Source organism: Actinophytocola sp. (assembly GCF_035762905.1).
In the GTDB taxonomy this organism is placed as follows: Bacteria; Actinomycetota; Actinomycetes; order Mycobacteriales; family Pseudonocardiaceae; genus DASYTH01.
In genome coordinates this window covers 292,207-318,008 of sequence record NZ_DASUCC010000097.1, presented here as the reverse complement: position 1 = coordinate 318,008, position 25,802 = coordinate 292,207, and the positions used below count along the sequence as shown (strand labels likewise).

Genomic DNA, 25,802 nt, shown 5'->3' with positions numbered 1-25,802 from the left:
CTCAGCGGTGGGAGGCCTCGGCGTACGCGGCCACGAACTGCTTCTCGGCCGAGGTGAGATAGGTCTTCAGCACCTTCTCGGCCCGGGTGAAGTCGCCGATCAGCAGCAGGTCCAGCAGCTCGCTGTTGACCGAGATGTAGCGTTCGAAGCTGGTCCTCGGGTCGTCGAGGACGTGCCAGACCAGGCGCAGTTCGGCCCACACCCGGCGCATCACCTCGTCGATCCGCGGGCTGCCGATCATCCCGACGATGGCCTGGTGGAAGCGCAGGTTCGCGGTGCCGACATCGGCCCAGCGGCCCTCCTTCGCGGCGTCCTGGGCGTCGAGCACGGCTTCGTGCAGACGGGTGCGGGCGGTGTCGGACAACTCGGTGACGCCGCGGACGGCCGAGCACTCGATCACTCGGCGGACCTGGTAGAGATCGCGCAGGTCGTCGAGGCCGACCATGCGGACGGTGACGCCGTGGTTGAACCGGTGCTCGAGCAGCCGTTCGTGAACCAGCAGCCGGAACGCTTCCCGCAGCGTGTTGCGCGAGATGCCAAGGCCGGTGGTGATTTCCTCCTCGGACAGCTTCGTGCCGGGCTTGAGCTTGCCGGTTTCGATCTGGTCGCGAAGGATCCCGGCGACCCGTTCCGCGGTGCTGATGCGATCCAGGCCGGCCCATTCGACGCCTGCCGCCACGCGGGCCTCCTCGTCAATTGTTCACTTGCCCCCTGAGCCAACATCCCTCTTGTTCCCTTGTCAAATTGTTCAACAATCCTCTTGTCAGATAGTCACATGTTCCCGTAGCGTCCCTGTCACACACAGCCACCACGTGCGTGAGGAGGGGCCTAATGAGCGAGCGTGCGAGCAGGTCCTCGGGCAGGCCGGCCCACAGGTCGGCGGGCAGGGCGACCGGCAGGTTCTCGGGCGGGTCCTTGAGCAAGTCGGCCGGCAGGTCGACGAGCACTGCCCCGGCGCCGAGCCGGGGAAGCATCGGTTTCGGCCGGCTGCCGGGCTGCGAGGTGCCGGCATGAGCGACGTGACCAGCGAATCCCGGAGCCCCGTTCACGAACCACCCGAACTCCCCGAACGCCGGATGGCGTGGTGGCGAGAGCTGCCCGCGAGAGGCAAGCGCGCGGTCGTCGGCGCGTTCCTCGGCTTCGGCCTCGACTCCTACGACTTCTGGGTACTCCCGCTCAGCCTGACCGCCATCGCCGCCACGTTCGGGCTCAGCGGCGGGCAGACCGGCTTACTCGCCACGACCACGCTGGTCGCCTCCGCGATCGGCGGGGTCGCCGCCGGCGTGCTGGCCGACCGGATCGGCCGGGTTCGCACCCTGATGATCACCGTCATCGCCTACGCGCTGTTCACCGCGCTGTGCGGCCTCGCCCCCAACTACGAGACCCTCCTGGTCTTCCGGGCTCTGCAGGGCGTCGGGTTCGGCGGCGAGTGGGCCACCGGCGCCATCCTGGTCGCCGAGTACGCCACCGCCCGGCACCGCGGCCGCGCGGTCGCGGTGATCCAGAGCTCCTGGGCGGTCGGTTGGGGCGCCGCCGTCCTGATGTACACGCTGGTGTTCAACCTGTTCGACCAGGACGTCGCCTGGCGCGTGCTGTTCCTGACCGGTGCCCTGCCGGCGCTCGCGGTGATCTGGATCCGTCGCCGGGTGGTCGACGCACCGGTCTACACCGAACGCCGCACGCAGGCGGCCCGCGGTTCGCTGAGGGCGATCTTCCGCACGGACCTGTTGCGCACCACCGTGTTCGCCGCGCTGCTGGCGACCGGCTGCCAGGGCGGCTACTACACGATCGCCACCTGGCTGCCCGCCTTCCTCAAGACCGAGCGCGGTCTGTCCGTGGTCGGCACCGGCGGCTACCTGTTCTTCCTGATCACCGGCGCGTTCGCCGGCTACCTCACCGGCGGCTACTTCACCGACCGGCTGGGCCGCAAGAACACCTTCCGGCTCTTCGCCGTCCTCAGTGGAGCGTTGCTACTGCTCTACACCCAGCTTCCGGCCAGCACCGGTTCCGCCGTGATGTACCTCGGATTCCCGCTCGGCTTCTGCGCATCGGCGATCTTCAGCGGGTTCGGCTCGTTCCTCGCCGAGCTGTACCCGAGCCGGGCCCGCGGCGCCGGCCAGGGCTTCACCTACAACTTCGGCCGGGCGCTCGGCGCGTTCTTCCCGGCCGCCATCGGGTTCCTGTCCGGGCAGCTCGGCATCGGCGGCGCGATGGCGTTCGGAGCGTTCGCCTACGCCCTGGCCTTCGTCGCCCTGTTCTGGTTGCCGGAGACCCGCAACGCCGAACTGGCCTGACGGGAGGGACGAATGAGCACCGCCAGCACCGCCCGCGCCGCGTTCCGCGACGGCGTGGTCGCCAGCACCGCCGGCTGGGCACCGGGATTCGTCCAGGCGAACCTGGTGTCCGTGCCCACCGAGGACGCCTACGACATGCTCCTGTTCGCCCAGCGCAATCCCAAGCCCTGCCCGGTGCTCGACGTGACCGATCCCGGCTCGCCGGCCACCGTGCTCGCCCCGGACGCGGACCTGCGCACCGACCTGCCTCGCTACCGGGTGTGGCGGCACGGCCAGCTCGACGAGGAACCGGACCGGGTCACCCACGTCTGGCGGGACGACCTGATCACGTTCCTGATCGGCTGCAGCTTCACCTTCGAAGCCGCACTGGCCGAGGCCGGGGTACCGCTGCGGCATGTCGATGCGGGCCGCAACGTGCCGATGTACGTGACCAACCGGGACTGCCGACCGGCCGGCCGGTTCAGCGGGCCGCTGGTGGTGTCCATGCGACCGGTGCCGGCCGGCCAGGTGGCCACCGCGGTCCGGGTCAGCGCCCAGGTTCCCCAGGTGCACGGCGCGCCGGTGCACATCGGCGCGCCGGAGGAGCTGGGCATCGCCGACCTCGCCCGGCCGGACTTCGGTGAGCCGGTCGACCCGCTCCCCGGCGACGTGCCGGTGTTCTGGGCGTGCGGCGTCACCCCGCAGGCGGTGCTGCTCGAGTCCAAGATCCCGTTTGCGATCACGCACGCACCGGGGTACATGTTCATCACCGACGTCCGCGACATCGCCTACCGGACCGCCGGCTGACCAACGAGAACCACCCGGGGCCGCACCGGCCCCGGGTGGTTCTCGCACTGCATCAGGCCGGTAGCCGGATCCGGTCCCGCGGGCCGGGCGCGACCGGCGCGCCGGAGCCGAGGTGGGCGACCAGCGCGTCGATGTCGAACCCGGGTGCGGTGACCCGGTCGGTGCCGGCGGTGAGCCGGGTGAACCCGTCACCGCCGTTGGCCAGGAAGTCGTTCGTGGTCACCCGGTAGGTCGCTGCCGGGTCGATGGGCACGCCGTTCAGGGTCATCCCGGAGACCTTGTCGCCGGGCGTCCTGGTGCTGTCCCAGACGTAGCCGAAGCCGACCGACGGCTGCAGGATGCGCTGGACGGTCTGCCCGCCGAAGCCCACGAACTGCTGCTCGAGCACCTCCTTGAGCTGTGCCCCGGTGAACGTCTGGGTCACCACCAGGTTGTTGAACGGCTGCACGGTGAACGCCTCGCCGTAGGTGACCTGGCCGGGTGCCTCGCCGCCGGGCGAGAAGGCGAAGCTGAAGTCCGCCCGGATGCCGCCCGGATTCATCAGCGCGATCTGGGCGCCGGCCGATGCGGTGTACGCGAGCTGGGCGTCGGCGATCACGTCACCCAGGGCGCTCTCACCGGCCGGGGTCGCGGCCCGGGAGATGTCGCCGGTGACCGCGCCGACCACCCGGTTGGCGATCGGGGCGACCGCGGTGCGGTACTTGTCCACGATCGTCCTGGTGCTCGCGTCGACCAGGTCGGGGTTGCGGATGAAGTTGCCGGAAGCGTCCCGCGCCCACGAGCCGTCCGGCAGCCGCACGCCGTTCTCGACGATCACGTTCCGGGCCGAGATGCTGGCGAACTGCCTGGTCCGGCGGTCCAGCGTGAAACCGATGTCGGTGATCAGCGTGCCGTTCGAGCCGGCGCTGGTGACCACCGAGTTGGCGCCGGAGGAGTTGGGCAGCGCGCAACTGTAGAAGCGGTGCGTGTGACCGGACACCACCAGGCCGTATTCGGGCCGCAGCCCGGCGACGATCTGCGCGATCGGCCCGGTGAAGTTGGCGCAGTCGGACGGGTCCTGCACCGGGGGCGGCGGGTTCTGCTGGCCGCCCTCGTGGACCAGCAGCACCATCGACTTGATGCCGAGCAGGCGCAGCAGCTGGGCGTAGCTGTTGGCGGTCTGCACCTCGTCCAGGAACTCCACGTTCTGGATGCCGGCCGGGTTGACGATGGTCGGGGTGCCCTCGAGCGTCATGCCGACGAAGGCCACCGGAACGCCCTGCACGATCCGGATGTCGACCGGAGCCAGGATCGGCAGCCGGGTGCGCTTGTCCACCACGTTGGCGGACAGGTAGGTGAAGTCCGCGCCGGCGAAGCCGTCGCCGTCCTGGCAGCCGTCCACCGGGTGGCAGCCGCCGCGCTGCAGCCGCTTGAGCTCGGTGACGCCCTCGTCGAACTCGTGGTTGCCGACCGAGGTGACCTGAAGGCCGAGGTTGGACAGCGTCTCGATGCTCGGCTCGTCGTGGAACGCGGCGCTGATCAGCGGGGTGGCCCCGACCAGGTCGCCGGCGCCCGCGGTGATCACCTTCTCGCCGGCCGCCTCGCCGGCGGCGCGCAGCCGCTGCACGTGCGTGGCCAGGTACTCGACGCCGCCGGCCGGGGTGCCGTTGACCAGGCCACCGCTGCCGATGGGGGGCTCGAGCGCGCCATGGAAGTCGTTGAAGGAGAGGACCCGTCCCTTGGCGACGCCGCCGTGACCGGTGCTGTAGTTCACCAACACGGGGGACATGGGGGTCCACTGGTCGGGTTGCGGGGCGGGCGAGGGTGCCGACACGAGCGGTACCGCCACCAGGAAACCTGCCGCTACGGCCGGTGCCACCGAGCGGCGGAGTAGGGATCTGACTTGCAACACGTTCTAGCCTCCATCACCCGGGACGCACGACAGGGATGCATCCTGCCTCCCGATACCCCCCAATGCCTAGCCTCCAGATGGCGGGGGCGTCTCAACCAGACGAATACGCGGTTTCTCCTCGCCGGTTGCGTCCGATTAACCACCCGGGTCGGCGGGTATGCGGTGGGCAGCGAGATCCGCTGAAGAGAGGAGGACGATCCGATGGGCGAGCACGGCAACAGCGGCCCGGCCGAGGGCGTCAAGGGCGTCGTGGAAGGCGTCAAGGGCAAGGTCAAGGAGGCCCTCGGCGTGCTGACCGGCAACGACGCGATGGAGCGCGAGGGGGAGGCGCAGCAGGACAAGGCACAGGCCCAGCAGGAGGTGGCCGAACGCGAGGCGCAGGCCGAGAAGGCACGCGCCGAGGCCGCGATGCACGAGGCCCGCGAGCGGTCCGAGCAGCAGCGGTCGTGACGATGTCCGTCTCGGTGGAGAAAGTGCTTGCGGACGCCCGGTTCCCGGCCGACCGCAACGAGTTACTGACACACGCGACCAAGCATCAGGCCGCCGGCGAGACGCTGGCCGTACTCGCCGCGCTGCCCGATCGCCGCTACGCGACCCGGCGCGAGGTGACCGACGCGATCATCCCGGCGGAGCCGCCCGGCGGACTGCGCACGGCACTTGGTGCGCTGCTGTCGCTGGGCACCGCCATCGGAGCGGCCCGCACGGTGTTCCGCCTGGTGCGGGCACCCGCGATGGGCCCGGTCGGCCTGATCATCGCCGCCGCGCAGGCGGCGACCGCGCTGGTCGCGGCGGCTCGGGCGGTCGGACGATGGCGGGCCGGACGCCGACGCCGGTAATCCCGCGTTGTCGGTCGGTCCCCGTACCCTGACGGCGTGTGCCGAAACATCACGACGCTGCGCGGGCTGGAGCCGGCCGCGACGGCCGAGGAGATCGAGGCGGCGGCCCGCCAGTACGTCCGCAAGGTCAGCGGCGTGCAGTCGGTCTCGGACGCCACCCGGGAGGTGTTCGAGGCCGCGGTCGCCGAGGTGACAGCGGCGACCACCCGCCTGCTCGCCGCCCTCCCAGAGCGCCGCCAACCCCCCACGACCGTCCCCCCACTGCGCCGCCCCGAAGTGCGCGCCCGAATCGCCGCCCGAGCGGCAAAAGCCCAGACCTAACCCGTCGACCGTTCGGTAGACGCGCGGTCCCGACGACGTCGCTGTCCAGGTCGCCGCCGGTTGTCGGTGCTCGCGGGCGTGCTCTCCGGATTACCGGCCCCGCGTGACCGGAGCGCCGCGGCGATGCTGGCCGCCTCGACCGTGGCTTCCAACCTCCGCGCAGACCCCGCTCCGATCGCACGTTTCCCGCGCGTCGACCGCGACCCGGCGTTCCGACCTGATCCAAAGACGCTCTGTCCGCCTCCCCCGCCCGCACCCGCGCCGTGGCCCCGAACCTACCTCGTCGCCGCCACTGACTCGTAAGTCGCGCATACGAAACCCCAGATCCACAGTCGACGGACCGTGACTTGGACCTAGTCGCCTTGAGCGGAAGAGACTGCGCGGTATTCGCCGGCCTGGCGGATCCGTGCGTTTCAGCTGCTCAGCCAAAGCGGAGGCGGAGGGATTTGAACCCCCGGACCCGTGAAGGTCTCCTGTTTTCAAGACAGGTGCATTCGGCCGCTCTGCCACGCCTCCATGGGGGACAAGGGTAGTCAGTGGATCAGTTGAGTTGGTCCAGGTGTTTGTGGACGCGTTCGAAGATGGCGGCGAGCAGCTCCTGCTCGTCCTGGGTGATCAGGTCGACGAGGTGCTCGCGGACCCCGTTGACGTGGGTGGGGGCTGCGGCGCGGAGCTGCTCCATGCCCTTGTCGGTCAGCTCGGCCATGACCCCGCGGGCGTCGTCGGCGCAGTCGACCCGGCGCACCAGGCCGGCCTTCTCCATCCGGGCGATCTGGTGCGACAGGCGGCTCTTGGACGAGGCGATCCGGCCGGCGAGCTGGGTCATCCGCATCCGCCAGTCGGACCGCTCGGAGAGCTGTACCAGCACCTCGTAGTCGGCGATCGTCATGCTGTGAGCGTCCTGCAACTCACGGTGCAGCTGTTGGCGCAGCAACTCGGTGCCGAGGATGTAGGCACGCCACGCCCGCATCTCGGCCGGATCGAGCCACCGGGGCTCGGTGCTCGCAGAGGTCACATCACAAGGTTAAGCGGTTAACTCACAGGATCCTCCGAATTACCCGACCAGGGCACCGCGCCGCCGCCCGGTCGGATGTCCGCTTCGGACAGTGGCAGCGGATTTCACCAGTTCAGGACCGGTGAGAAGCTTGTGACACGACTCCGCTCAGGGCATATTTGATGACGACGGCTGGCCCGATGCGAACCGGGCGCACCGGCCGGAGCACCCAGATCGCAGCCGGTCCGTCGAGAGAGGATCAGGTGGTGCCGTGGATGAGCTGAACACCGGCGTAGTGGTTGACGAAGAGCTGCAATCCCGCGGCTGAGGCGAGACCATCGAACCAGCCGTGATCGCGAACAGCGGGTAGCCGGGTCTACGAGTGCACGTGTGCGCCCACGCATCTCTCGTCGTGCACGTCGACGATGTTGAGCCCCTCGTTGGGTGACGTCTCAGACGCACTGGTGGGGTTCCACGCCGGCCCGGTCGGCCGCGTTAGCCACTACGTAACGCTATGACACCTGGGTGTGGCCGCCATGGGAGCACGCCACACCCAGGTGCTTTTTGCGTGAACTCACACGAACGGGTGACAGGCCTTAAGGTTCAGATGTGGAGTTCAACGAAGACGTCTCACTCGATACCTCGCAGGTGGAGGACCTCCGCGGCTCAGGTGGTGGGGGCATCGGCAGCCGGGTCGCGCTCGGTGGCGGTGGCCTCGGCATCGTCGGCGCGATTCTCTACTTCGTCCTGTCCCAGTTCGGCGGGGTGGGGGCCGGCGTACCGCTGAGCACCGGCGACGTGGCTTCCGGCGAGCGGGTCAACAACACCGAACTGGCCAGCGAGTGCAAGACCGGCAAGGACGCGAACACCAACCACGACTGTGCGGTCGTGGCCATCATCAACTCGATCCAGGCCTACTGGGAGGACTCGTTCGCCCGCGCGAACCTGACCTACGAGCCCGCGCCGACCAACTTCTTCCGCGGCGGGGTCAACACCGCGTGCGGCAGCGCCACCTCGGACGTGGGGCCGTTCTACTGCCCCGGGGACTCCGAGGTGTACATCGACCTGGCGTTCTTCCAGGAGCTGACCTCGCGCTTCGGCACCCAGGGCGGGACCTTCGCCGAGGCCTACGTGCTCGCCCACGAGTACGGCCACCACGTGCAGAACCTCCTCGGTACGTCCAACCGGGTCCGCGAGGGCAGCGGCCCCAACTCTGACTCCGTGCGGCTCGAACTTCAGGCCGACTGCTACGCCGGCGTCTGGGCCAACCACGCCACCACCACTCCGGTGGACAAGGGCGGCAAGCCGCTGATCCGGACCATCACCGAGAACGACATCGCCCGTGCCCTGGACACCGCGGGCAAGATCGGCGATGACTACATCCAGCGTGAGCTCGGTGGCGGCCGGGTGGACGAGAGCCAGTTCACCCATGGCAGCTCCGCCCAGCGCGAACGCTGGTTCAGGATCGGCATCCAGAGCGGCGACCCCAACTCCTGCAACACGTTCGACACCAACAACCTGGGCTGAGCCTCGGGGCGCGGAAGCGGCGATTGGCCGCGCTCCGATCGGCGACACAGCTGCCGGAATCGGTGATTCGGTTACCGGGTTCGGCAACTCGCGGGCAGGGCAAGGCTGGGGTCCGGGGTTCCCACGGGAGCCGCCGGGAACCCGACCAATGTGGTCAACACTGGCCGCCTGGGTAAGTTGTGGTGCTGGGTGTCGGAGACGGCGGCCCGGGTGCCCGAACGGCAACTCGCGGGCTGGCGAGGCTGGGCCCGACGTTCCACGGGAGCGGCCGGGGACTGACCAATGTGGTCACCTTGGCCGCCTGGCAAGTTTGTGGGCCTGGAGTGTCCGAGACGGCAACTCAGGTGCCGGGAACAGCAACTCGCCGGACCGGAGACGGCGACACGGGTGCCCGAAACGGCAACTCGCGGCCAGGGCAAGGCTGGGCCTGGGGTGCCCACGGCACGGCCGGGGACCGACCAATGTGGTCACCTTTGGCCGCCTGGGCAAGTTGTGGGGCTGGGTGTCGGAGATGGCGGCCCCCGGGTGCCCGAAACGGCAACTCGCGGGACCGGAGACGGCGACACGGGTGCCCGAAACGGCAACTCGCGGGCTGGGCAAGGCTGGGGCCTGGGGTTCCCACGGGAGCCGCCGGGGACCGACCAATGTGGTCCCCATTCGCCGTCTGGGCAAGTTGTGGTGCTGGGTGTCGGAGATGGCGACTCGGGTGCTCGAAACGGCAACTCGCCGGACTGGAGACGGTGGCTCGGGTGCTGGAAACGGTGGCGCGAGGTTGTGTTGGTTGCGGTGGAGTGGGGATGGGGATGGGACGGAGATGAGAAAGGACGCCTTCTGGGGGGAAGGCGTCCTTCTCGTTGGGGTTGGGGGTTATTGGGTGATGAAGTGGTGGTCGTTGTCGTGGGGGCCGGCGTTGAGGGCGGCGATGGTTGCGGCTAGGCGGGTCTTGGCGTTGGTGGCCTTGGACATGGCGACCGTGCGCGCGGAGGCGTCCGGCGGGATGCCGTTGATGTCCTCGGTGCTGATCGCGTAGGTCGCGGCGACCCAGGCCATGGCGTCGGCGTTGCTGTCCAGGGCGACGCGGTCGAGGTTGCCGAGGTTGTCGCAGGCCTGGTGGTAGCACGGGTCGTAGGAGAGGCCGGCGACGCCGCCCCACTTCTCGGCCTGGGCTTCGGTCTTGACGCCTTCGGCGCCGGTGAAGAGACCGCCGGCGGGGATGCCCTGGTTGATGAACTCGCCGTAGTCGGAGCGGCCGGTGAAGTCGGTGCCTTCGGTCTCAACGCCGGTGGCGGTGAGGAAGTCGACGAAGGCACCTTCGATCTGGGCGGAGCCGAACGGACCCGGCCCGGCGCCGACGCCGTCGGAGTTGTCGCCGTCGTAGACGAACCGCGCCGCGTTCGGCGAGCCGATCATGTCGAAGTTCAGGTACAGCGCGATGTTGAGCTGCTCCTCGAAGTCGAGCGAGGTCACGTAGAACTCGGAGCCGATCAGACCGAACTCCTCGGCGCTCCACCAGGCGAATCGGACCGCGTTGTTCACGCGGGGCCGGCTGCCCAACTGCAGCGCCGTCTCCAGCAGCGCCGCGCTGCCCGAACCGTTGTCGTTGATGCCCGGTCCGTCGACCACGCTGTCCAGGTGCGCTCCGGCCATCACCACGTTGTCGTGCCGGCCGGTCTGCGTCTCGGCGATCACGTTGTACGAGGTCCGGTCCTCGCGCAGGGCGCGCAGCTCGAGCGTGGTGCTCGCGCCGGCCTGGGCGATCAGTGCCTCGCCGGCGGCGGTGGTGATGCCGCCGGTCGGGATCCGGCCAGCGGCCGGGTCGCCGAGCGTTCCGGCCAGCGGGCCGGGGGCGTTGTTGTAGATGATCGCGCCGACCGCGCCGGCGTTGGCGGCGTTGGCCTGCTTGATGGCGAACGTGCAGGCGCCGCGCTGGACCAGCACGATCTTGCCGGCCACGGATGCCGGGAAGTCCGCCGCCTCACAGCCCGGGGTGCCGTCCGACGGGATCACCGCGAGCGGAGCGGTGATTCCCCCGACCGGCGTGGACGGGCTGTAGGTCATGATGTCGATGTCCACGGCCGTGCCGGCCACCGACAGCGACTCGGCCAGCGTCTGCGTGAAGACGAAGGGGAACTCCTGCCGGGTCACGACGAATCCGGCGGTCTCCAGCTTGGTCGCGATGTATTCGGCCGACGCCTCGTGTCCGGGGCTGCTGGCCACCCGGGTGCCGTTGCCGCCCACCCGGTCGGCGAACCGCTGGAAGGCGATCAGATGCCGGTTGATCTGGCTGATCGTCACCTTGCGCGCCAGGTTCCTGGCGAGCGCCGGCCCGTCCGGCAGCTCCGCCTGGGCCGACGCTGGTACTGCTGTGAATACGAGGCCGGCGGCCGCCGCGAGGCCGGCAACCACCAACTTTCGTGAGGTCGTGAGAGAGGGCATGTAGCTTCCCCTTCATATCGGGTCGGTTGCCGGTGGTCGACCGCCCCGATCCCGATCGCCACAAAACCGGCGATGGTCACCCTTTCGACATAATCGCGCCTGGTCAATACCTCCTTTCGTACTGTTATTCGTCGGGTGCCGGATGCGTCCCGTTAGGGTCGGGCCATGCACGCGATCACGATGACCGAGCCGGGCGGACCCGACGTCCTGACCTGGGCCGAACGGGACGATCCCGAGCCGGGCCCCGGCGAGGTGCTGATCGATGTCGCGGCGAGCGCGGTGAACCGGGCGGACCTGTTGCAGCGCCAGGGGTTCTATCCGCCACCGCCGGGCGCGCCGGACGTGCTCGGGCTGGAGTGCTCGGGCACGATCGCCGCGCTGGGGCCCGAAGTTTCGGACTGGACGGTCGGCGAGCCGGTGTGCGCGCTGCTGGCCGGCGGCGGTTACGCCGAACGGGTCACCGTGCCCGCGGTCCAACTGATGCCGGTGCCCGCCGCGATGGACCTGGTGACCGCGGGCAGCCTGCCGGAGGTCGCCTGCACCGTCTGGTCGAACCTGGTGCTGGTAGCTCGTCTCGGGGTGGGCGAGGTGCTGCTGGTGCACGGCGGCGCCGGCGGGATCGGCACGCACGCGATCCAGGTGGGCAAGGCGCTCGGCGCGACCGTCGCGGTCACCGCGGGCGATGACGAGCGGCTGGCCCGGTGCGCCGAGCTGGGTGCGGACCTGCTGATCAACTACCGGGACCAGGACTTCGTGGCCGAGGTGCGCAAGGCGACCGACGGCCGCGGCGCCGACGTGGTGCTGGACAACATGGGCGCGGCCTACCTGGAGCGCAACGTCGACGTGCTGGCCAGGCACGGCCGGCTGGTGGTCATCGGGATGCAGGGTGGCGCCAAGGGTGCGGTGAACCTCGGCGCTCTGCTCGGCAAGTGCGCCAGCGTGACCGCCACCGGGCTGCGTTACCGGCCGGTGCCGGAGAAGGGCGCGATCACCACCGCGGTCACCGAGAATCTCTGGCCACTGATCGAGAGCGGCGCGGTGCGGCCCGTGGTGCACGAGGTGCTGCCGGTACAGCGAGCGGCCGACGCGCACCGCCTGATGGAACAGGGGCACCCGTTCGGCAAGGTGGTGCTGCGGGTCAGCTGAGCTCGGCGACCGCGGCGGCGAGCTGCTCGACCTCGGCCGCGGTGGAGTAGTGGGCGAGCCCGATCCGCACCGCGCCGCCGATCTCGGCGACGCCGAGCGCGGCCAGCACCCCGGCCCTGGTGTCGTCGGGGTACGCGCAGATGCCGCGCTCGGCCAGATGCATGCTGACCGAGCTGGCCTTGGCCTCGGCCACGGTGAACGCGAGCGCCGGGATGCGGCGCATCGCGTCGCCGATCACGGTCACCCCGGGCAGCGCGCGCAGGTCGGTGATCAGCTTGGCCAACAGCCCGGCCTGATAGGACTTGGCCGAGCCGAGCGAGGTCTGCACGCGTTCCCGCCGGGTGCCGGTGGCCGCGTCGTCCAGCATCGCCAGGTAATCCACCGACGCCACCAGCCCGGCGAGCAGCGGGAAGGCGTGCAGGCCGACCTCGAGCCGACCGGCTCCGGTGGCACTCGGGTCCAGCGCGCCCGAGGGCAGCCGGTCCAGCAGGGCGGGGTCGGCGAACGCGAGCGCGCCGACCGCGGGCCCGCCCCACGCGCCTGCGGACAGCGCGATCACGTCGGCGCGGATCGCCGCGATGTCCAGCGGCACGAACGGCGCCGCCGCCGAGGCGTCCACGATGACGAGGGCGCCGCCGGCCCGGGCCACCTCGGTGATCTTGGTCAGGTCCGGCCGGGTGCCGACCGTGCCGGAGCCCGCGGTGACCGCGATCGCCTTGGTGCGGTGCGAGACCAGGCTCTCGTACTGCCAGGCGGGCAGCTCGCAGGTTTCGATGTCGATCTCGGCCCAGCGCACGGTCGCACCGGCCCGCTGCGCGGCGCGCAACCACGGGGTCACGTTGGCCGGGTGGTCCAGCCGGGAGACGACCACCTCGTCACCGATCAGCCAGCCGCTGCCGAGTGCCTCGGCCAGGCGCTGCAGCAGGACCGCGGCGTTGGGGCCGAGCACCACCCCGGCCGGATCGGCGCCGACCAGGTCGGCAACGGCCCGCCGGGCGGCGTCCACGATCGCTTCGGCCCGGTGCGAGGCCGGAAACTGGCCGCCGGGCCCGGAGACCGGCGCCCGCAGCGCGGTGGAGACCGCGGTGGCCACCTGCTCCGGCACCTGCATGCCGGCGGCGGCGTCCAGGTGAATCCACCCGTCCCCCAGCGCGGGAAACAGCCCGCGAATCCGAGCGACGTCGAACGCCATGCAACACACCGTAGAGTGACAGTGCGAATCCGCGCCCGCTGGGTCCGGACGCACCTTAAGATCGCTCGGCACGTACCCGATGAGGCCAGGATGGAGCAGATGAACCAGCCCAACGGCGGCGGCGAGCAGCCGCAGCACGTGGTGGTGGTCGGTCCGGACGGCACGCCGCTCGGCGCGACCCGCCTGCCCGGAAGCGAACCGGGTGACGATGAGGAGCGCCGCGAGTCGGTCGGCGACATGGTCGAGCAGCCGGCCAAGGTGATGCGGATCGGCACGATGATCAAGCAGCTGCTCGAGGAGGTCCGGGCCGCACCGCTGGACGACGCGAGCCGCAACCGGCTGCGGGAGATTCACAAGCGGTCGATCAGCGAGCTGGAGGACGGGCTGGCGCCGGAGCTGCGCGAGGAGTTGGAGCGGCTGTCGCTGCCGTTCACCGAGGAGGGCACGCCGTCAGACGCCGAGCTGCGGATCGCGCAGGCTCAGCTGGTCGGCTGGCTGGAGGGGCTGTTCCACGGGATCCAGACCGCGCTGTTCGCTCAGCAGATGGCCGCGCGGGTGCAGCTGGAACAGATGCGTCGGGGGTTGCCGCCGGGTAGTGGCGGGCTGGGGCCGGGCGATCTTCCGGAGGGCGGCCCGCACATCCGCGGTACGGGGCAGTACCTCTGATCAGGAGGCGCGCCAGGTGGGGTCGATCTGCTCGGCAAGGAGATCCCCCAGCAGCAGCATGCAGGCCATGCAGCGGCGACCCTCATCCGTGCAGGTGATCTTGGCGTTCGGCACGCTGTGGTTGCAGATCGCCTCGCCGTACTCGGTGCCGGCCTGCTCGTTGGGGAACGCGTGCACCTGACTGTCGTAGCCGGACAGCCACCACTGGACGCCTACCATGTCCGACCTCCACGCCTGTGGAACGTGCGATCTTCCACAGCACAGTAGACCGCAGGCGCGGGCGATCACGTACCGGCATATGACGAATTCGGGACACGTTTTTTTGCCATTGGCCGCGTTAAGTGTGAACAGCTAACGGACGGTAAGCGAGCCCGACTCCGGACAGTATCACACCCGCGACGGACAGTGGTAGCGCCGCCGGACGCCCCGACCGAATGAGCGTCCACCGACCGTAGGTACGCTGGCTAGCCGTGCCAGCAGCAACGAAGGCTTCCGAGCCGGCCGACACCCAGCCGGTGCCGAACCACGCGCCCAGCCGCAGCTTCGCGCGGGCGGTCCAGGACCTCACCGGGGGCTGGCGCGACCGCGAGCTGTGGAGCCACCTCGGCTGGCAGGACATCAAGCAGCGGTACCGGCGCTCCGTGCTCGGGCCGTTCTGGATCACGATCAGCCAGGGCGTGCTCGCCCTCGGCCTCGGCCTGCTCTACTCGCAGCTGTTCAAACTGCACCTGCCCACGTTCCTGCCGTTCATCGTGACCGGGTTCATCGTCTGGACGTTCATCAGCGGCAGCCTGACCGAGGGCATGGAGACCTTCATCACCAACGAGGGCCTGATCAAGCACCTGCCGGCCCCGCTGACCGTGTACGCGCTGCGCACCGTGTGGCGCCAGACGATCATGTTCGGGCACAACATGATCGTGTACGTGATCGTCATCGTGATCTTCTTCGGTGCCGTGGACCAGCCCTACGGGATGACCACCGGGACCTGCCAGGCCGGATCCACCGGGATCTGCCACCCCGGACTGGGCTGGTACTCGCTGACCGCCATCCCGGCGTTCCTGCTAATCGCGGTGAACGCCGGCTGGATCACCATGTTCCTGGGCATCATCTCGACCCGGTTCCGCGACTTCCCGCAGCTGATCGGCTCGATCATCCAGCTGATGTTCTACCTGACGCCCATCGTCTGGCCGATCGACCAGCTCTACTCCGGCGGCGACCGGTCGTCGGTGTCCTGGGCGCTGCCGTTCGTCTACTTCAACCCCCTCTACCACTTCGTGCAGATCATCCGGGCACCGCTGATCGGCCAGGCCATCAACCCGTGGAGCTGGGTGGTCGTGCTCGGCATTACCGTTGTCGGGTGGGCGGCGACGCTGCTCGTCATGCGCAACTACCGTTCCCGCGTGTCCTACTGGGTCTGAGTGAGGCATTTCGACATGGTCAGCATCGACATCTGGAACGCCTCGGTCGACTTTCCGATCTTCGACGCCAAGACGCGGTCGCTGAAGAAGAAGGTGCTCGGCAAGGTCGGCGGCAAGATCGGCACGGAGAGCCGGGTGCCGATCATCGAGGCACTGCGGGACGTGACGCTGTCGCTCAAGGAGGGCGACCGGCTCGGCCTGGTCGGGCACAACGGCGCCGGCAAGTCCACGCTGCTCCGGGTGCTCGCCGGCATCTACGAGCCGAGCCGGGGCGACTCGCGGATCGTCGGCCGGGTGGCGCCGGTCTTCGACCTCGGCGTCGGCATGGACCCGGAGATCTCCGGCATCGAGAACATCATGATCCGCGGGCTGTTCCTTGGCATGAACCGCCGGGAGATGCAGAAGCGGGTGGACGACATCGCCGAGTTCACCGAGCTCGGCGACTACCTGCAGATGCCGCTGCGCACCTACTCCACCGGCATGCGGGTGCGCCTCGCGCTGGGCGTGGTCACCTCGATCGACCCGGAGATCCTGCTGCTCGACGAGGGCATCGGCGCGGTGGACGCGGACTTCATGACCAAGGCCAGGGACCGGCTGGTGGATCTGGTGAAACGCTCCGGCCTGTTGGTGTTCGCATCGCACCAGGACGACCTATTGTTCGAGCTGTGTGACAGCGCGGTCTGGATGGACGAGGGGCAGGTGAAGATGCGCGGTTCGTTGCGTGAGGTGCTCACGTCGTACAAGGGCAGGGATCCGTTCGCCCACTTGGACGGGGAGTCCCTCGACCGGCTCGGCGTCTCCCCCGCGCTGAGTGCGAACAACGGCGAGGCCTGATGACCGGCCAGGAGCGGCTGGCGGTCGGCGCCGTCGTGGCCGTCGTGGTCACCCGGCACCGCCGGGAGCTGCTCGCCGACTCGCTGAAGATGATCGCCGCCCAGACCCGGCCGCCGGACCACCTTGTGGTGGTCGACAACGGACCGGACGAGCCGGTCGGCGACCTCGTGCAGTCCTGTCCGGTGCCGACCAGCTATCTGCCCTCGCACCGCAACCTGGGCGGAGCCGGTGGCTTCGCGCTGGGCATGCTGCACGCGCTGGCGCTCGGCGCGGACTGGGTGTGGTGTGCCGACGACGACGGCCGCCCTGCCGACGAGACCGTGCTGGACACCCTGCTCACCGTGGCGCAGCGGCGCGGCCTTGCGCACGTGTCGCCGAAGGTGGTCAACATCGAGACGCCGGAGCGGCTGGCGTTTCCGTTACGCCGCGGCCTCACCTGGAAGCGCACCGCCGCCGAGCTGGGCACGGACTTCCTTCCCGGCATCGCCTCGCTGTTCAACGGCGCGCTGTTCCGGGCATCCACCCTTGACGTGATCGGCGTGCCGGACTACCGGCTGTTCGTCCGCGGCGACGAGGTCGAGCTGCACCGCCGGCTGGTCCGCTCCGGGCTGCCGTTCGGCACCTGCCTGACCGCGACGTACCTGCACCCGGACGGGTCGGACGAGTTCAAGCCGATGCTCGGCGGCCGGTTCCACGCGCAGGATCCGGAGAACGAGGTCAAGCGGTACTACACCTACCGCAACCGCGGCTACCTGCTCTCCCAGCCCGGCCTGCGCAAGATCGGGATGCTGGAGCTGGGCCGGTTCGCGCTGTACTTCCTCGGCACCAAGCGTGACCCGAAGGCGTTCCGGGACTGGCTACGGCTGGTCCGCCAGGGACGCCGGGAGCGGTTCTTCCGGCACTGAGGTCCGCTGTGGGCGGATCCGCCCTGGGTGAACTCGCCTTGTCGCCGGTGCGGTGCGCTGGTGTTGTCGGGTGCATGGCTGAACACAACCGCGCCCTCGTCCTGCACGTGACGGGGGCGACCGAACCGCTGGTGTTCGCGCTGTCCGAGAGCGGGGCGAAGAAGCTCGCGCCCCGGCTCGGGCCGCTGCTCAACTCCGGCGGGGTGGACACCCCGGAGCTGGCCGACGGCAGCACCGTGGCGATCAACTTCGGGCACGTGGTGTCCGCGCATCTGGACGATCTGCCGCCGCTCGGACGGGTGTACGGCAGCGTCACCCACCGCAGGCACGGCTTCGCGAAATAGTCCGGCGAACCCCCCGCATCCCGTCCTGATCGGTGTGACACTCTCGGCGAGAAACGCACCAGAGGTAAGGGGTGAGTCCGGTGACGCCGGAGCAGTGGCTGTCGAACTTCGAGGCCAAGATCGCCGAGGTTCAGCAGAAGGCCGCCGAGTTCAAGGAGAACCTCGAGTCGTCCGGGGCGACCGAGTCCTCCGCGGACGGCTCGCTCCGGGTCACCGTCGCGCCGAACGGTGCGCTGACCGACCTGACGATCGCCGACTCGGCGCTGCGCGGCTCCGGCGGCGAGCTGGCCGCGCAGATCATGCGGCTGGCCCGCAAGGCGCAGCGCGCGGCCGCCGTGCACGTTGCCGAGGCGTTCGCGCCGCTGGCCGGCGAGGACTCCGAGTCGCTGCGGATGGTCACCGGTTACCTTCCGCCGGAGGAGGACGAGGATCCCCCGGCCGCCGAGCGCCGGCCGGGTTACGCGTTCACCGACGAGCCCGAGGACGCCGAGCCGCCGGCCCGGCCGCCGGCGGAACCATCGGGCCGTCCGGGTCGTCCACGGTCTACCGCACGCGATGACGATGACGACGAGTTCGGCGGTGACCAGATCTTCGGTCGCCGGGACGAATGGTGACCTGAGGGGGAGAACGCATGCCGGACGGTGCCGCGACCTCGGTGACCCCCACGACGACGGCGACCACCGGCGCCGGGATCGTGGACAGCTACGCCGGACTGGTCAGCGCCATCACCAGCGACGCCGAGTCCGAGGGGGAGCAGGTCTGCGACGTGGCGCTGAGCGCCGTGGGCGTGGTGACCGACACGATCGGGTTCGCCATCGACCCGCTCGGCTCGGTGCTCACCGCGGGCGTCGGCTGGCTGCTCGAGCACATCAGCTTCCTGCGTGAGCCGCTGGACGCGCTGCTGGGCAACCCGGACGAGATCAACGCCAACATCGACCAGCTCAAGTCCGCCGCGCTCGAGATGCACATGATCGCCGAGGAACACCGGCAGGATCTGTCCAGCGTGTCGGACTGGACCGGGACGGCCGCGGACAGCTACCGAACGTCGATGAGCCAGCTCTCCGAGGAGCTGGACGCGCTGGGCTCCACGCTGGACGGGACCGCGGCGGTGGTGGGTGTCTCCGGGATGCTGGTGTGCACGATGCGCGGGATCGTGTTCGACATCATCGCGTCGGTGGTCGCGGAGCTGATCAAGGGCGCGCTGATCGCGCTGGCCTCCTCGGTGATCAGCCTGGGCAGCTCGATCGCCGCGTACTGCGGCTACGCCGGGGCGCGCGCCGCGATGACCGCGTCCAAGATCGCCGGCAAGATCAGCAAGCTGCTCGGCGGGCTGGGCCGGCAGACCGGTCGGCTCGGTGAGTTGGCCCAGGCCATGCAGCGCCTGGCCGACGGCCTCGACCGGTTCGCCATGGCCGGTGACCTGGCCTACGGCGCCTACCAGGGCGCCAGGCCGTACGCCATGCCCCCGGCGGAGCCGGCCCCATGACCGGCCGGCGACGGCACTCGACCGGCGGCAGCAACCAGCACGGCGGCGGCAGCGGCCCGAGCCGCCGGCCGGACACCGACGGGTCCGGCCATCATTCCGGCGGCGGCAACGGCGTCGGCACGGACCTCGGCGGCATCGACACCATGGCCGGCCGGCTGGACGCCACCCGCGGCCGGGTCGACGGCGTCGCGGCCACCGTGAGCGGGGTCAACCTCGGCCCGCAGAGCATGGGCGTGATCGGCTCCGGGTTCGCCGGCGCCGCGCAGTCCCACCTCCGCCACGCCGAAGCCCAGGTCGCCCGCACCACCCGCGCCGTCGAACAGGCCCAACACGGCACCCGCGGCACCGCCGAGGCCTACCGCACCACCGACACCACCAGCGCCGCCAACCTCTCCGCCATCGACACCACCACCCGGCCGCCCGACCCGGCCGGCGCCGCCGGCACCACCCCGAGCGGCACCGCCACCGCCCCGAGCACGCCCGCCGCCCCGCCCACTCCGCCCGGTGGGGGCGGGCCGCCCACCCCACCGCCGGGCGGTCCCGGCGGCGGCCCGCCACACCGGCCCCCCGCGCCCCCGGGTGGGTCGGGCGGACCGGTCTCCTGGCGGGAGGGCCTGAAGAACCACTTCACGCCGGACGAGATGCGGGAGCTGGACACGGCCTATCGCAAGATGGCCGCCGACCCCCGGCGCGGCGAGGTGCCCGGCTCCGGCCAGCTCACCCCGCGCGAACGGGAGTTGGTCGTCCGGGCCCAGCAACTCGTGGTGATCACGCCGGACACCCTGATGCAGAAGGTCCTGCCGCCGGGAGCGCTGGACGACTACCTGGCCGGCACGATCCGGGACAGACCCAGATTCGACGCCAATCAGGTGGGTGGATACGTTGCCCGGCAACAGGATGCCACCCATCTGCGCACCCCGGCCGAGATCATCCAGGGCAACCGGCTGGACTACCAGAACTCGCCGTTCCGCGACACCAGCCGGCCGGTTCACGTGATGGAGTTCCCGGCCGGCAACGCCAGCTACGTCACCCCGTTCGGTGCGCCCTTCGGGGGCGGCAGCGGCACACACCAGAACTGGGGCGTGGTGCAGCGTGCGGCCGACGACATGATCGCCACCGCCGAGTCGCAGGGTCTCCCGCCGGACAGCTACCGGCGTGAGGTGTACCGGTGGCCGTTCTCCGGAATCGGCGTCACGGCCGACGGGGAGATCGGGGTGCCGGAGCGGACGACGCCCTATCACCAGATCCCGGATGGCTCCCGGATCTATGAGTACAGTCCGTCCGGGGCCAAGGTGCTGGTTGCCGAGTACGTCGACTCCGACCGCGGCTGGATGGATATGAGGACCCGATGACCTACCCGCGCAACGAGGTCGTCGCCGTGCTCGCCGGAGTCACCTGCCGGGCGGGCGCGGTCCGTCCTGATGGGACGGTCCGGTTGTCCCGCAAGGGTCCGACACCGCCGAACGACCCTCGGTTCAGCTACGACGAGAAGTGGGACCTGTGGGAGACGGTCGTTCCCGTCGATGCGTGCGACCTGCTCGTGGAGATCAACTCGTTCGCCCGGTACCGAGGTGCGCCGTGCCAGGTGATGTCGATCGGGGACGACGGCCGGGCGCTGGTGTACTACACGGGCGACAACGGTGCCGAGGCCGAGAAGAACGGCTTCGAGCAGACCGATCCCGGCACCTACTCCACCATCGTCCCGGTCGGCGAGTTGTTCGACTACCACGAGATCCACCGTGACCTGCTGTTCGAGCGCTGGCGGGCGCGCAGCTTCGGCGAGGCGGTGCACCGGTGAGCGAGCTTGCGAGCGAACCAATGTCACAGGGCGTCCGCTCGCGGCGGATCCGAGCCTGCGAGGACACGACGTGAGCGAGCTTGCGAGCGAACCAATGTCACAGGGCGTCCGCTCGCGGCGGATCCGAGCCTGCGAGGACACGACGTGAGCGAGCTTGCGAGCGAACCAATGTCACAGGGCGAACCGGGCCAGGGTGCGGTGCCCGGTTCGGGCGCACTGACCGAACGCGAGCGCGCGCTGACCGCTCGGGTGCACACGGTGGTGACCGTCGAGCCGGACACGGTTCTGGTCAAGCCGCTGCGGCCGGGCAGCCTCGAGCGATACCTGCACGCCGAGGTCTCCGCCGGGCGGTGGGGCGAGCGGCCGCCGTTCGACTACCGGGTGGCCGGTGGCACCGTGGCCCGCCTGCAGGACCTGGCCGGCCTGCGCACTCCGGCCGACCTGCTGCGTGCGTTCCGGCTGGACTACCCGGGCAGCCCGTTCCGGCCGGACCTGCCGGAACTGCACCTGCTGGCGTTCGCGGCAACCCAACCGGCCCAACTGGTGATCCCGCTTGGCGCGCCGGCGCTGCCCTACCCGCGGACCGGATACCCGCCGAACATGACCGAGGTTCGGGTGGCGGCCCTGCGCATGATCGAGGCGGCGGAGGCGGCCGGAGTGGATCCCAACGCCTACCGGATGGAGCTGAACCCCTGGCCCTACACCGGAACCGGCATCACCGCCGACCCGGAAACCGGGGTTCCGGTTCGGTGGCGGCGCTACGCCCCGCTTCCGGCCGGTGCCGTGATCATGGTGTACCGCCTGGACGGCAGCACCAGCCAGGTGGCGAGCTACCGGGGCGCCGGGTTCGGCTGGAGGGCGGAGCGATGAACATGAACCGACCGCGCACCGGCATCTTCGCCACTGTGGACGGTGTCGAGTACCCGGCAAACTCCTATCCCGAAGGCGGTGCCGTCACGCTCGTCGTCCGGGCGCAGGCGAATCCGAACCCGGACCTGTTCGGCCGGGACACCGAGCACGACGTCTGGGCCGCGACGGTGCCGACCGACCGGTGTGAGCGCATCGTCGAGATCACCTCGATCGCCAACTACCAGGGGCACACCTGCCAGGTGATCGCCATCGACCCGGACGGCTCGGTCGGCCTGCACTACGTCGGCACCGAGCAGGCGGCGGTGGTGCGACACGGCTTCGTGCAGGTCGATCAGGGCACCTGGGCCAGAACGGTTGCGGTGCACGAGATCACCCAGTACCGCGAGCGGCACACGGATTTGATGTTCGACGAGTGGAAGGGCCGGCAGCCGGAGTAGGTCAGCCGTCCAGGGTGCCGTCGAGCGGGGCGCCGGCGCTGAGGTGCGGGGCGATCTTGTTGTCGTACATGGACAAAGCGGCACCGATGGCCATGTGCATGTCCAGGTACTTGTAGGTGCCGAGGCGGCCGCCGAAGATCACGTTGTTGGTGCGGGCTTCGGCTTTGGCCAGGTCGCGGTAGCGCTCGAGCTTGGTGCGGTCTTCCGGGGTGTTGATCGGGTAGTACGGCTCGTCGTCTTCCTTGGCGAACCGGGAGTACTCGCGGACGATCACGGTCTTGTCCGGCGGGTAGGCGGAGCGCTCGGAGTGGAAGTGCCGGAACTCGTGGATGCGGGTGAAGGGGACGTCCTCGTCGGCGTAGTTCATCACCGGGGTGCCCTGGAAGTCGGCGCAGTCGTGCAGGACCTCGGGTTCGAAGTCGAGGGTGCGCCAGCCAAGCCGGCCTTCGGAGTAGTCGAAGTAGCGGTCGAGGGGGCCGGTGTACACGGTGGGGGTGCCGGGCGGGATCTGGTCGCGGACGTCGAAGTAGTCGACGTCGCAGCGGACCTCGATGTTGGGATGGTCGGACATCCGGGTGAGCCAGGCCGTGTAGCCGTCGACCGGGAGACCCTCGTAGAGGTCGTTGAAGTAGCGGTTGTTGAAGTTGTACCGGACCGGCAGCCGGGTGATGATCGACGCCGCCAGCTCCTTGGGGTCGGTCTGCCACTGCTTGGCCGTGTAGCCGCGCACGAACGCCTCGTAGAGCGGGCGGCCGATCAGGGAGATCGCCTTCTCCTCGAGGTTCTGCGCGTCCGCGGTGTTGATCTCCGACGCCTGCTCGGCGACCAGCGCACGGGCCTCGTCCGGGGTGAACGACCGGCCGAAGAACTGGTTGATCAGCGCCAGGTTCATCGGGAACGTGTAGACCTGCCCCTGGTACTTGGTGAACACCCGGTGCTGGTAGCTGGTGAACTCGGTGAACAGGTTGACGTACTCCCAGACCCGCCGGTTCGACGTGTGGAACAGGTGTGCGCCGTAGAGGTGCACCTCGATCCCGGTCTCCGGGTCCGGTTCCGAGTACGCGTTGCCGCCGATGTGCCGGCGCCGCTCCAGCACCAGCACCCGCTTGTCCAGCTGGGTGGCGACGCGTTCGGCGATGGTCAGGCCGAAGAAACCCGACCCCACGACCACCAGATCGAAACCGGCGTAGTTCTCATCCGAGCTCACGGGCACCGAGCCTACTGTGGACAACCCGACGCAACCGAAAGGCCTCCGCGCCGACCGGTCCTCCCGACTCGGTCGGCACGGAGGCCCGGTACCCCCGTACCCCTCCGGCATCCCGCCTCCATGCATGTAGACGCCGTCCCCTACCGCTGCGTTGCCCTGGCGACTCAGATCACATTCCGACCAGGCAGAACCTCGGCGGCCACCCGCTCGAGCACCGCCTCGGACCCGGCGTAGTAGCCGTCCGGTCGCGGCCAGTGCGCGACCACGTCGGTGTAGCCGAGCGCGGCGGCCCGGCCCAGCGCGTCCCGGAAGGACTCCACGCTGGTCAGCGAGTACACCGGCGCGCTGTCCACGCTGAGGAACCGGTCGATCCCGGCGCCGTCCCGGCCGGTCGCGGCCAGCGCGGCATCGAACTGCTCGGCCCGCTGCGCCACCGCGCGCCACCAGGTGTCGAAGTCCGCACCGCGCTCCCCGGTGGTCACCCAGCCCTGACCGAACCGCGCGGCCAGCCGCATCGACCGCGGACCGTTGGCGGCCACCACGAACGGCAGCCGCGGCCGCTGCACACACCCGGGGGCGCTGCGAGCCTGCACCGCCGTGTAGTACTCGCCGGCGAAGTCCGTCCGCTCCCGGGTGAGCAGCGCGTCGGTCAGCTCGACGAACTCGGTGAACCGGTCCACCCGCACCCGAGGGGACAGCTCCGAGCCGCCGGTGACCAGGTTGTCGTAACCGGCGATCCCGCCCGAGCCCACGCCGAGCGTGAACCGTCCGCCGGCGATGTCGTCCAGGGCCAGCAGGCAGCGGGCGAAGCTGACCGGGTGCCGGAAGTTCGGCGAGGCGACCATCGTGCCCAGCCGGATCCGCTCGGTGACCGTCGCCGCGGCGGTGAGCGTGGCCACGGCGTCGAACCACGGCCCGTCCACCAGGTTCCGCCAGCCGATGTGGTCGTAGGTCCACACGTGGTCGAACCCGTACGCCTCCGCCGCCCGCCAGCGCGGCGCGGCCTGCGCCCAACGGTGCTCGGGCAGGATGATGATTCCCACACGCATGGCGGCACCGTAGCGCTCCACCGAACCACCCGGCCCGGCCTGGGAGAATGGTCTGGTGCGCAGACCCAGCCTGATCGCCTCGGACGTGGACGGAACGCTGCTCGACCCGATGGCGCGGCTCACCGACCGCACCGCCGGGGTGATCTCCCGGGTGGCCGCGACCGGCGTCCCGTTCGTTCTGGTGACCGGCCGGCCGCCGCGGTGGATCACGCCGGTGGTGCAGAGCGCCGGGCTGGACGGCTACGCGGTCTGCTCCAACGGCGCGGTGCTCTACGACATCGGCACCAGCCGGGTGGTGGACAGCCACGGCCTCGACCCGATGCTGCTGCACGACGTGACCCACGCGCTCGAGCGGGCGCTGCCCGGGATGCGGGTGGCCGCCGAGCGGGCCAGCCCGGCCCGGGACGTCCCGGTGTTCGTCACCGAGCTCGGCTACCGCAACCCGTGGGGTGACGAGGACGGCGCGGCCGCCGTCCCGCGCGCCGAGGTGCTCGGTCACCCGGCGACCAAGCTGCTGGTCCGGCACGACCGGATGAGCAGCGAGGAGATGGCCGCGGCCGCCATCGAGGTGCTCGACCACGCCGTGGACGTGACGTTCTCCACGAACCACGGGCTGATCGAGTTCTCCGCACAGGGCGTCACCAAGGCGTTCGGGCTGGCCCGGGTCTGCGAGCTGTTCGACGTGCCGGCGCAGGACGTGATCGCGTTCGGGGACATGGCCAACGACGTGGAGATGCTGCGCTGGGCCGGGCACGGGGTGGCCATGGCCAACGCGCACCCGAGGGCGCTGGACGCCGCCGACGAGGTCGCCGCACCGAACTCCGAGGACGGCGTGGCTCAGGTTCTCGAGCGCTGGTTCTAGAGGATGCTTGGCCGATGACCGAACGCCGCACGCTGGTCGTGGTTCGCCACGCCAAGTCCGACTGGTCCGGCGGCGAGCTGGACTACGAGCGGCCGCTTGCCGAGCGGGGTCGCCGGGACGCGCCTGCGCTCGGCGGTTGGCTGGCCGAGCACGTCAAGACGCTGGACCTGGTGGTGTGCTCACCGGCCACCCGGGCACGGCAGACCTGGCAGCTGGCCGGCGCGCGGCTCGATCCGCGGCCGTCGGTGCGGCACGACGAGCGGATGTACGGCGCCGGTCCGACCGAGCTGCTGACCGTGCTGGCCGAGCTGCCGGACGAGATCGAGCGGGTGGCGCTGGTCGGGCACAACCCCGGCCTTGCCGACCTGGTCGCCCGGCTGTCCGGGGAGCAGCGCGAGCTGAAGACCGCCGCGGTCGCGGTGCTGAGCTGGCCCGGGTCGTGGGTCGACGCCGAGTTCAGCACCGCGACCGTGGACGCCTACGCCACCGTGCGCGGCTGAGCC

The 25,802-nt window shown here is 70.2% G+C and carries 28 protein-coding genes and 1 tRNA gene; 20 read left to right on the top strand and 9 right to left on the bottom strand.

The features are described from left to right. Position 1: 1 nt before the first annotated feature. Complete coding sequence (locus VFV67_RS21840) at positions 2–679, bottom strand: GntR family transcriptional regulator (RefSeq protein ID WP_326472435.1); 678 nt, start codon at positions 677–679, stop codon at positions 2–4. Positions 680–1,010: 331 nt separating this feature from the next. Between VFV67_RS21840 and VFV67_RS21835 the strand changes: the two genes are divergently transcribed. Further along, on the top strand, positions 1,011–2,294 hold the full coding sequence (locus VFV67_RS21835; RefSeq protein ID WP_414636314.1) for an MFS transporter: 1,284 nt from the start codon (positions 1,011–1,013) through the stop codon (positions 2,292–2,294). Positions 2,295–2,306: 12 nt separating this feature from the next. Then, positions 2,307–3,080: a putative hydro-lyase gene (locus VFV67_RS21830; protein WP_326472434.1), complete on the top strand. Its 774-nt coding sequence runs from the start codon at positions 2,307–2,309 to the stop codon at positions 3,078–3,080. Positions 3,081–3,132: 52 nt separating this feature from the next. On the opposite strand, the gene VFV67_RS21825 is transcribed toward VFV67_RS21830, so the two are convergent. Beyond that, entirely contained in the window at positions 3,133–4,848 is a 1,716-nt protein-coding gene (locus VFV67_RS21825; protein WP_326472433.1) for a bifunctional metallophosphatase/5'-nucleotidase, read from the bottom strand. Between the two features lie 324 nt (positions 4,849–5,172). Here VFV67_RS21825 and VFV67_RS21820 point away from each other — a divergent pair, with 324 nt between their 5' ends. The 3 genes from VFV67_RS21820 to VFV67_RS21810 are packed head-to-tail and all read left to right on the top strand — an operon-like array spanning position 5,173 to position 6,128. Continuing rightward, positions 5,173–5,421 carry a CsbD family protein gene (locus VFV67_RS21820; protein ID WP_326472432.1) on the top strand — a complete coding sequence of 83 codons (249 nt, stop codon included), beginning with the start codon at positions 5,173–5,175 and terminating at the stop codon, positions 5,419–5,421. A gap of 2 nt (positions 5,422–5,423) precedes the next feature. Beyond that, positions 5,424–5,807: a DUF2795 domain-containing protein gene (locus VFV67_RS21815; protein WP_326472468.1), complete on the top strand. Its 384-nt coding sequence runs from the start codon at positions 5,424–5,426 to the stop codon at positions 5,805–5,807. 36 nt (positions 5,808–5,843) lie between these two features. After that, complete coding sequence (locus VFV67_RS21810; protein ID WP_326472431.1) at positions 5,844–6,128, top strand: DUF2277 family protein; 285 nt, start codon at positions 5,844–5,846, stop codon at positions 6,126–6,128. Between the two features lie 431 nt (positions 6,129–6,559). Here the strand turns inward: VFV67_RS21810 and VFV67_RS21805 are convergent. Together VFV67_RS21805 and VFV67_RS21800 are read right to left on the bottom strand one after the other, a co-directional pair. After that, positions 6,560–6,644, bottom strand: a tRNA-Ser gene (locus tag VFV67_RS21805). Positions 6,645–6,669: 25 nt separating this feature from the next. Continuing rightward, positions 6,670–7,143 carry a MarR family winged helix-turn-helix transcriptional regulator gene (locus VFV67_RS21800; protein WP_326472430.1) on the bottom strand — a complete coding sequence of 158 codons (474 nt, stop codon included), beginning with the start codon at positions 7,141–7,143 and terminating at the stop codon, positions 6,670–6,672. Positions 7,144–7,731: 588 nt separating this feature from the next. Here VFV67_RS21800 and ypfJ point away from each other — a divergent pair. Next, positions 7,732–8,649 carry a KPN_02809 family neutral zinc metallopeptidase gene (ypfJ, locus tag VFV67_RS21795; protein WP_326472429.1) on the top strand — a complete coding sequence of 306 codons (918 nt, stop codon included), beginning with the start codon at positions 7,732–7,734 and terminating at the stop codon, positions 8,647–8,649. A gap of 867 nt (positions 8,650–9,516) precedes the next feature. Here the strand turns inward: ypfJ and VFV67_RS21790 are convergent. After that, positions 9,517–11,085 carry a M28 family metallopeptidase gene (locus VFV67_RS21790; protein ID WP_326472428.1) on the bottom strand — a complete coding sequence of 523 codons (1,569 nt, stop codon included), beginning with the start codon at positions 11,083–11,085 and terminating at the stop codon, positions 9,517–9,519. A 165-nt stretch (positions 11,086–11,250) separates the two neighbouring features. On the opposite strand from VFV67_RS21790, the gene VFV67_RS21785 reads away from it, so the two are divergent. Continuing rightward, on the top strand, positions 11,251–12,231 hold the full coding sequence (locus VFV67_RS21785; protein WP_326472427.1) for an NAD(P)H-quinone oxidoreductase: 981 nt from the start codon (positions 11,251–11,253) through the stop codon (positions 12,229–12,231). Here VFV67_RS21785 and VFV67_RS21780 read toward each other — a convergent pair. Then, on the bottom strand, positions 12,224–13,423 hold the full coding sequence (locus VFV67_RS21780) for a cysteine desulfurase-like protein (RefSeq protein WP_326472426.1): 1,200 nt from the start codon (positions 13,421–13,423) through the stop codon (positions 12,224–12,226). The two genes, VFV67_RS21785 and VFV67_RS21780, sit on opposite strands and share 8 nt — an antisense overlap. A 90-nt stretch (positions 13,424–13,513) precedes the next feature. On the opposite strand from VFV67_RS21780, the gene VFV67_RS21775 reads away from it, so the two are divergent. Continuing rightward, positions 13,514–14,089, top strand: a complete 576-nt coding sequence (locus tag VFV67_RS21775; protein ID WP_414636313.1) for a bacterial proteasome activator family protein — start codon at positions 13,514–13,516, stop codon at positions 14,087–14,089. Here VFV67_RS21775 and VFV67_RS21770 read toward each other — a convergent pair whose 3' ends face one another. Further along, complete coding sequence (locus tag VFV67_RS21770; protein ID WP_326472424.1) at positions 14,090–14,308, bottom strand: hypothetical protein; 219 nt, start codon at positions 14,306–14,308, stop codon at positions 14,090–14,092. Positions 14,309–14,559: 251 nt separating this feature from the next. On the opposite strand from VFV67_RS21770, the gene VFV67_RS21765 reads away from it, so the two are divergent. From VFV67_RS21765 to VFV67_RS21720, 10 genes are all read left to right on the top strand, one after another. Next, a complete protein-coding gene (locus tag VFV67_RS21765; protein ID WP_414636312.1) occupies positions 14,560–15,507 on the top strand; it encodes an ABC transporter permease in 948 nt (315 codons plus the stop codon). A 15-nt stretch (positions 15,508–15,522) separates the two neighbouring features. Next, entirely contained in the window at positions 15,523–16,341 is an 819-nt protein-coding gene (locus VFV67_RS21760) for an ABC transporter ATP-binding protein (protein ID WP_326472466.1), read from the top strand. Further along, entirely contained in the window at positions 16,341–17,246 is a 906-nt protein-coding gene (locus tag VFV67_RS21755; RefSeq protein WP_326472423.1) for a glycosyltransferase family 2 protein, read from the top strand. Before VFV67_RS21760 ends, VFV67_RS21755 begins: the two co-directional genes overlap by 1 nt. Before the next feature lie 74 nt (positions 17,247–17,320). Then, positions 17,321–17,590, top strand: a complete 270-nt coding sequence (locus VFV67_RS21750) for a hypothetical protein (protein WP_326472422.1) — start codon at positions 17,321–17,323, stop codon at positions 17,588–17,590. A gap of 80 nt (positions 17,591–17,670) precedes the next feature. Beyond that, the gene (locus VFV67_RS21745) at positions 17,671–18,204 is read left to right on the top strand and encodes a YbaB/EbfC family nucleoid-associated protein (protein WP_326472421.1); all 534 of its coding nucleotides are present in this window, start codon (positions 17,671–17,673) and stop codon (positions 18,202–18,204) included. Between the two features lie 17 nt (positions 18,205–18,221). Then, a complete protein-coding gene (locus VFV67_RS21740) occupies positions 18,222–19,076 on the top strand; it encodes a hypothetical protein (protein ID WP_326472420.1) in 855 nt (284 codons plus the stop codon). Then, entirely contained in the window at positions 19,073–20,428 is a 1,356-nt protein-coding gene (locus VFV67_RS21735) for a hypothetical protein (protein ID WP_326472419.1), read from the top strand. The genes VFV67_RS21740 and VFV67_RS21735 overlap by 4 nt, the downstream gene beginning before the upstream one ends. Further along, entirely contained in the window at positions 20,425–20,874 is a 450-nt protein-coding gene (locus tag VFV67_RS21730) for a hypothetical protein (protein ID WP_326472418.1), read from the top strand. The genes VFV67_RS21735 and VFV67_RS21730 overlap by 4 nt, the downstream gene beginning before the upstream one ends. Positions 20,875–21,018: 144 nt before the next feature. Then, the gene (locus VFV67_RS21725; protein WP_326472417.1) at positions 21,019–21,744 is read left to right on the top strand and encodes a hypothetical protein; all 726 of its coding nucleotides are present in this window, start codon (positions 21,019–21,021) and stop codon (positions 21,742–21,744) included. Between the two features lie 2 nt (positions 21,745–21,746). Then, positions 21,747–22,181 carry a hypothetical protein gene (locus VFV67_RS21720; RefSeq protein ID WP_326472416.1) on the top strand — a complete coding sequence of 145 codons (435 nt, stop codon included), beginning with the start codon at positions 21,747–21,749 and terminating at the stop codon, positions 22,179–22,181. A 1-nt stretch (position 22,182) separates the two neighbouring features. Here VFV67_RS21720 and glf read toward each other — a convergent pair whose 3' ends face one another. Further along, positions 22,183–23,388 carry a UDP-galactopyranose mutase gene (gene glf, locus VFV67_RS21715; RefSeq protein WP_326472415.1) on the bottom strand — a complete coding sequence of 402 codons (1,206 nt, stop codon included), beginning with the start codon at positions 23,386–23,388 and terminating at the stop codon, positions 22,183–22,185. Between the two features lie 164 nt (positions 23,389–23,552). Then, positions 23,553–24,437 (bottom strand): LLM class flavin-dependent oxidoreductase, encoded by an 885-nt coding sequence (locus VFV67_RS21710; RefSeq protein WP_326472414.1) that lies wholly within the window; start codon positions 24,435–24,437, stop codon positions 23,553–23,555. Positions 24,438–24,492: 55 nt separating this feature from the next. Here VFV67_RS21710 and VFV67_RS21705 point away from each other — a divergent pair, with 55 nt between their 5' ends. After that, positions 24,493–25,299, top strand: a complete 807-nt coding sequence (locus VFV67_RS21705) for a Cof-type HAD-IIB family hydrolase (protein WP_326472413.1) — start codon at positions 24,493–24,495, stop codon at positions 25,297–25,299. Between the two features lie 14 nt (positions 25,300–25,313). After that, positions 25,314–25,799, top strand: a complete 486-nt coding sequence (locus VFV67_RS21700; RefSeq protein ID WP_326472412.1) for a histidine phosphatase family protein — start codon at positions 25,314–25,316, stop codon at positions 25,797–25,799. Positions 25,800–25,802: the final 3 nt, after the last annotated feature.

What these genes read in the sequence shown, in the direction of transcription:
- VFV67_RS21825 (WP_326472433.1), bottom strand. Translation starts at nt 4,848, where the DNA reads ATGTCCCCCGTGTTGGTGAACTACAGCACCGGTCACGGCGGCGTCGCC.
- VFV67_RS21790 (WP_326472428.1), bottom strand. Translation starts at nt 11,085, where the DNA reads ATGCCCTCTCTCACGACCTCACGAAAGTTGGTGGTTGCCGGCCTCGCG.
- VFV67_RS21785 (WP_326472427.1), top strand. Translation starts at nt 11,251, where the DNA reads ATGCACGCGATCACGATGACCGAGCCGGGCGGACCCGACGTCCTGACC.
- VFV67_RS21700 (WP_326472412.1), top strand. Translation starts at nt 25,314, where the DNA reads ATGACCGAACGCCGCACGCTGGTCGTGGTTCGCCACGCCAAGTCCGAC.
- VFV67_RS21830 (WP_326472434.1), top strand. Translation starts at nt 2,307, where the DNA reads ATGAGCACCGCCAGCACCGCCCGCGCCGCGTTCCGCGACGGCGTGGTC.
- VFV67_RS21735 (WP_326472419.1), top strand. Translation starts at nt 19,073, where the DNA reads ATGACCGGCCGGCGACGGCACTCGACCGGCGGCAGCAACCAGCACGGC.
- VFV67_RS21770 (WP_326472424.1), bottom strand. Translation starts at nt 14,308, where the DNA reads ATGGTAGGCGTCCAGTGGTGGCTGTCCGGCTACGACAGTCAGGTGCAC.
- VFV67_RS21780 (WP_326472426.1), bottom strand. Translation starts at nt 13,423, where the DNA reads ATGGCGTTCGACGTCGCTCGGATTCGCGGGCTGTTTCCCGCGCTGGGG.
- VFV67_RS21720 (WP_326472416.1), top strand. Translation starts at nt 21,747, where the DNA reads ATGAACCGACCGCGCACCGGCATCTTCGCCACTGTGGACGGTGTCGAG.
- VFV67_RS21710 (WP_326472414.1), bottom strand. Translation starts at nt 24,437, where the DNA reads ATGCGTGTGGGAATCATCATCCTGCCCGAGCACCGTTGGGCGCAGGCC.
- VFV67_RS21730 (WP_326472418.1), top strand. Translation starts at nt 20,425, where the DNA reads ATGACCTACCCGCGCAACGAGGTCGTCGCCGTGCTCGCCGGAGTCACC.
- VFV67_RS21815 (WP_326472468.1), top strand. Translation starts at nt 5,424, where the DNA reads ATGTCCGTCTCGGTGGAGAAAGTGCTTGCGGACGCCCGGTTCCCGGCC.
- VFV67_RS21820 (WP_326472432.1), top strand. Translation starts at nt 5,173, where the DNA reads ATGGGCGAGCACGGCAACAGCGGCCCGGCCGAGGGCGTCAAGGGCGTC.
- VFV67_RS21755 (WP_326472423.1), top strand. Translation starts at nt 16,341, where the DNA reads ATGACCGGCCAGGAGCGGCTGGCGGTCGGCGCCGTCGTGGCCGTCGTG.
- VFV67_RS21740 (WP_326472420.1), top strand. Translation starts at nt 18,222, where the DNA reads ATGCCGGACGGTGCCGCGACCTCGGTGACCCCCACGACGACGGCGACC.
- VFV67_RS21835 (WP_414636314.1), top strand. Translation starts at nt 1,011, where the DNA reads ATGAGCGACGTGACCAGCGAATCCCGGAGCCCCGTTCACGAACCACCC.
- VFV67_RS21750 (WP_326472422.1), top strand. Translation starts at nt 17,321, where the DNA reads ATGGCTGAACACAACCGCGCCCTCGTCCTGCACGTGACGGGGGCGACC.
- VFV67_RS21775 (WP_414636313.1), top strand. Translation starts at nt 13,514, where the DNA reads ATGGAGCAGATGAACCAGCCCAACGGCGGCGGCGAGCAGCCGCAGCAC.
- VFV67_RS21760 (WP_326472466.1), top strand. Translation starts at nt 15,523, where the DNA reads ATGGTCAGCATCGACATCTGGAACGCCTCGGTCGACTTTCCGATCTTC.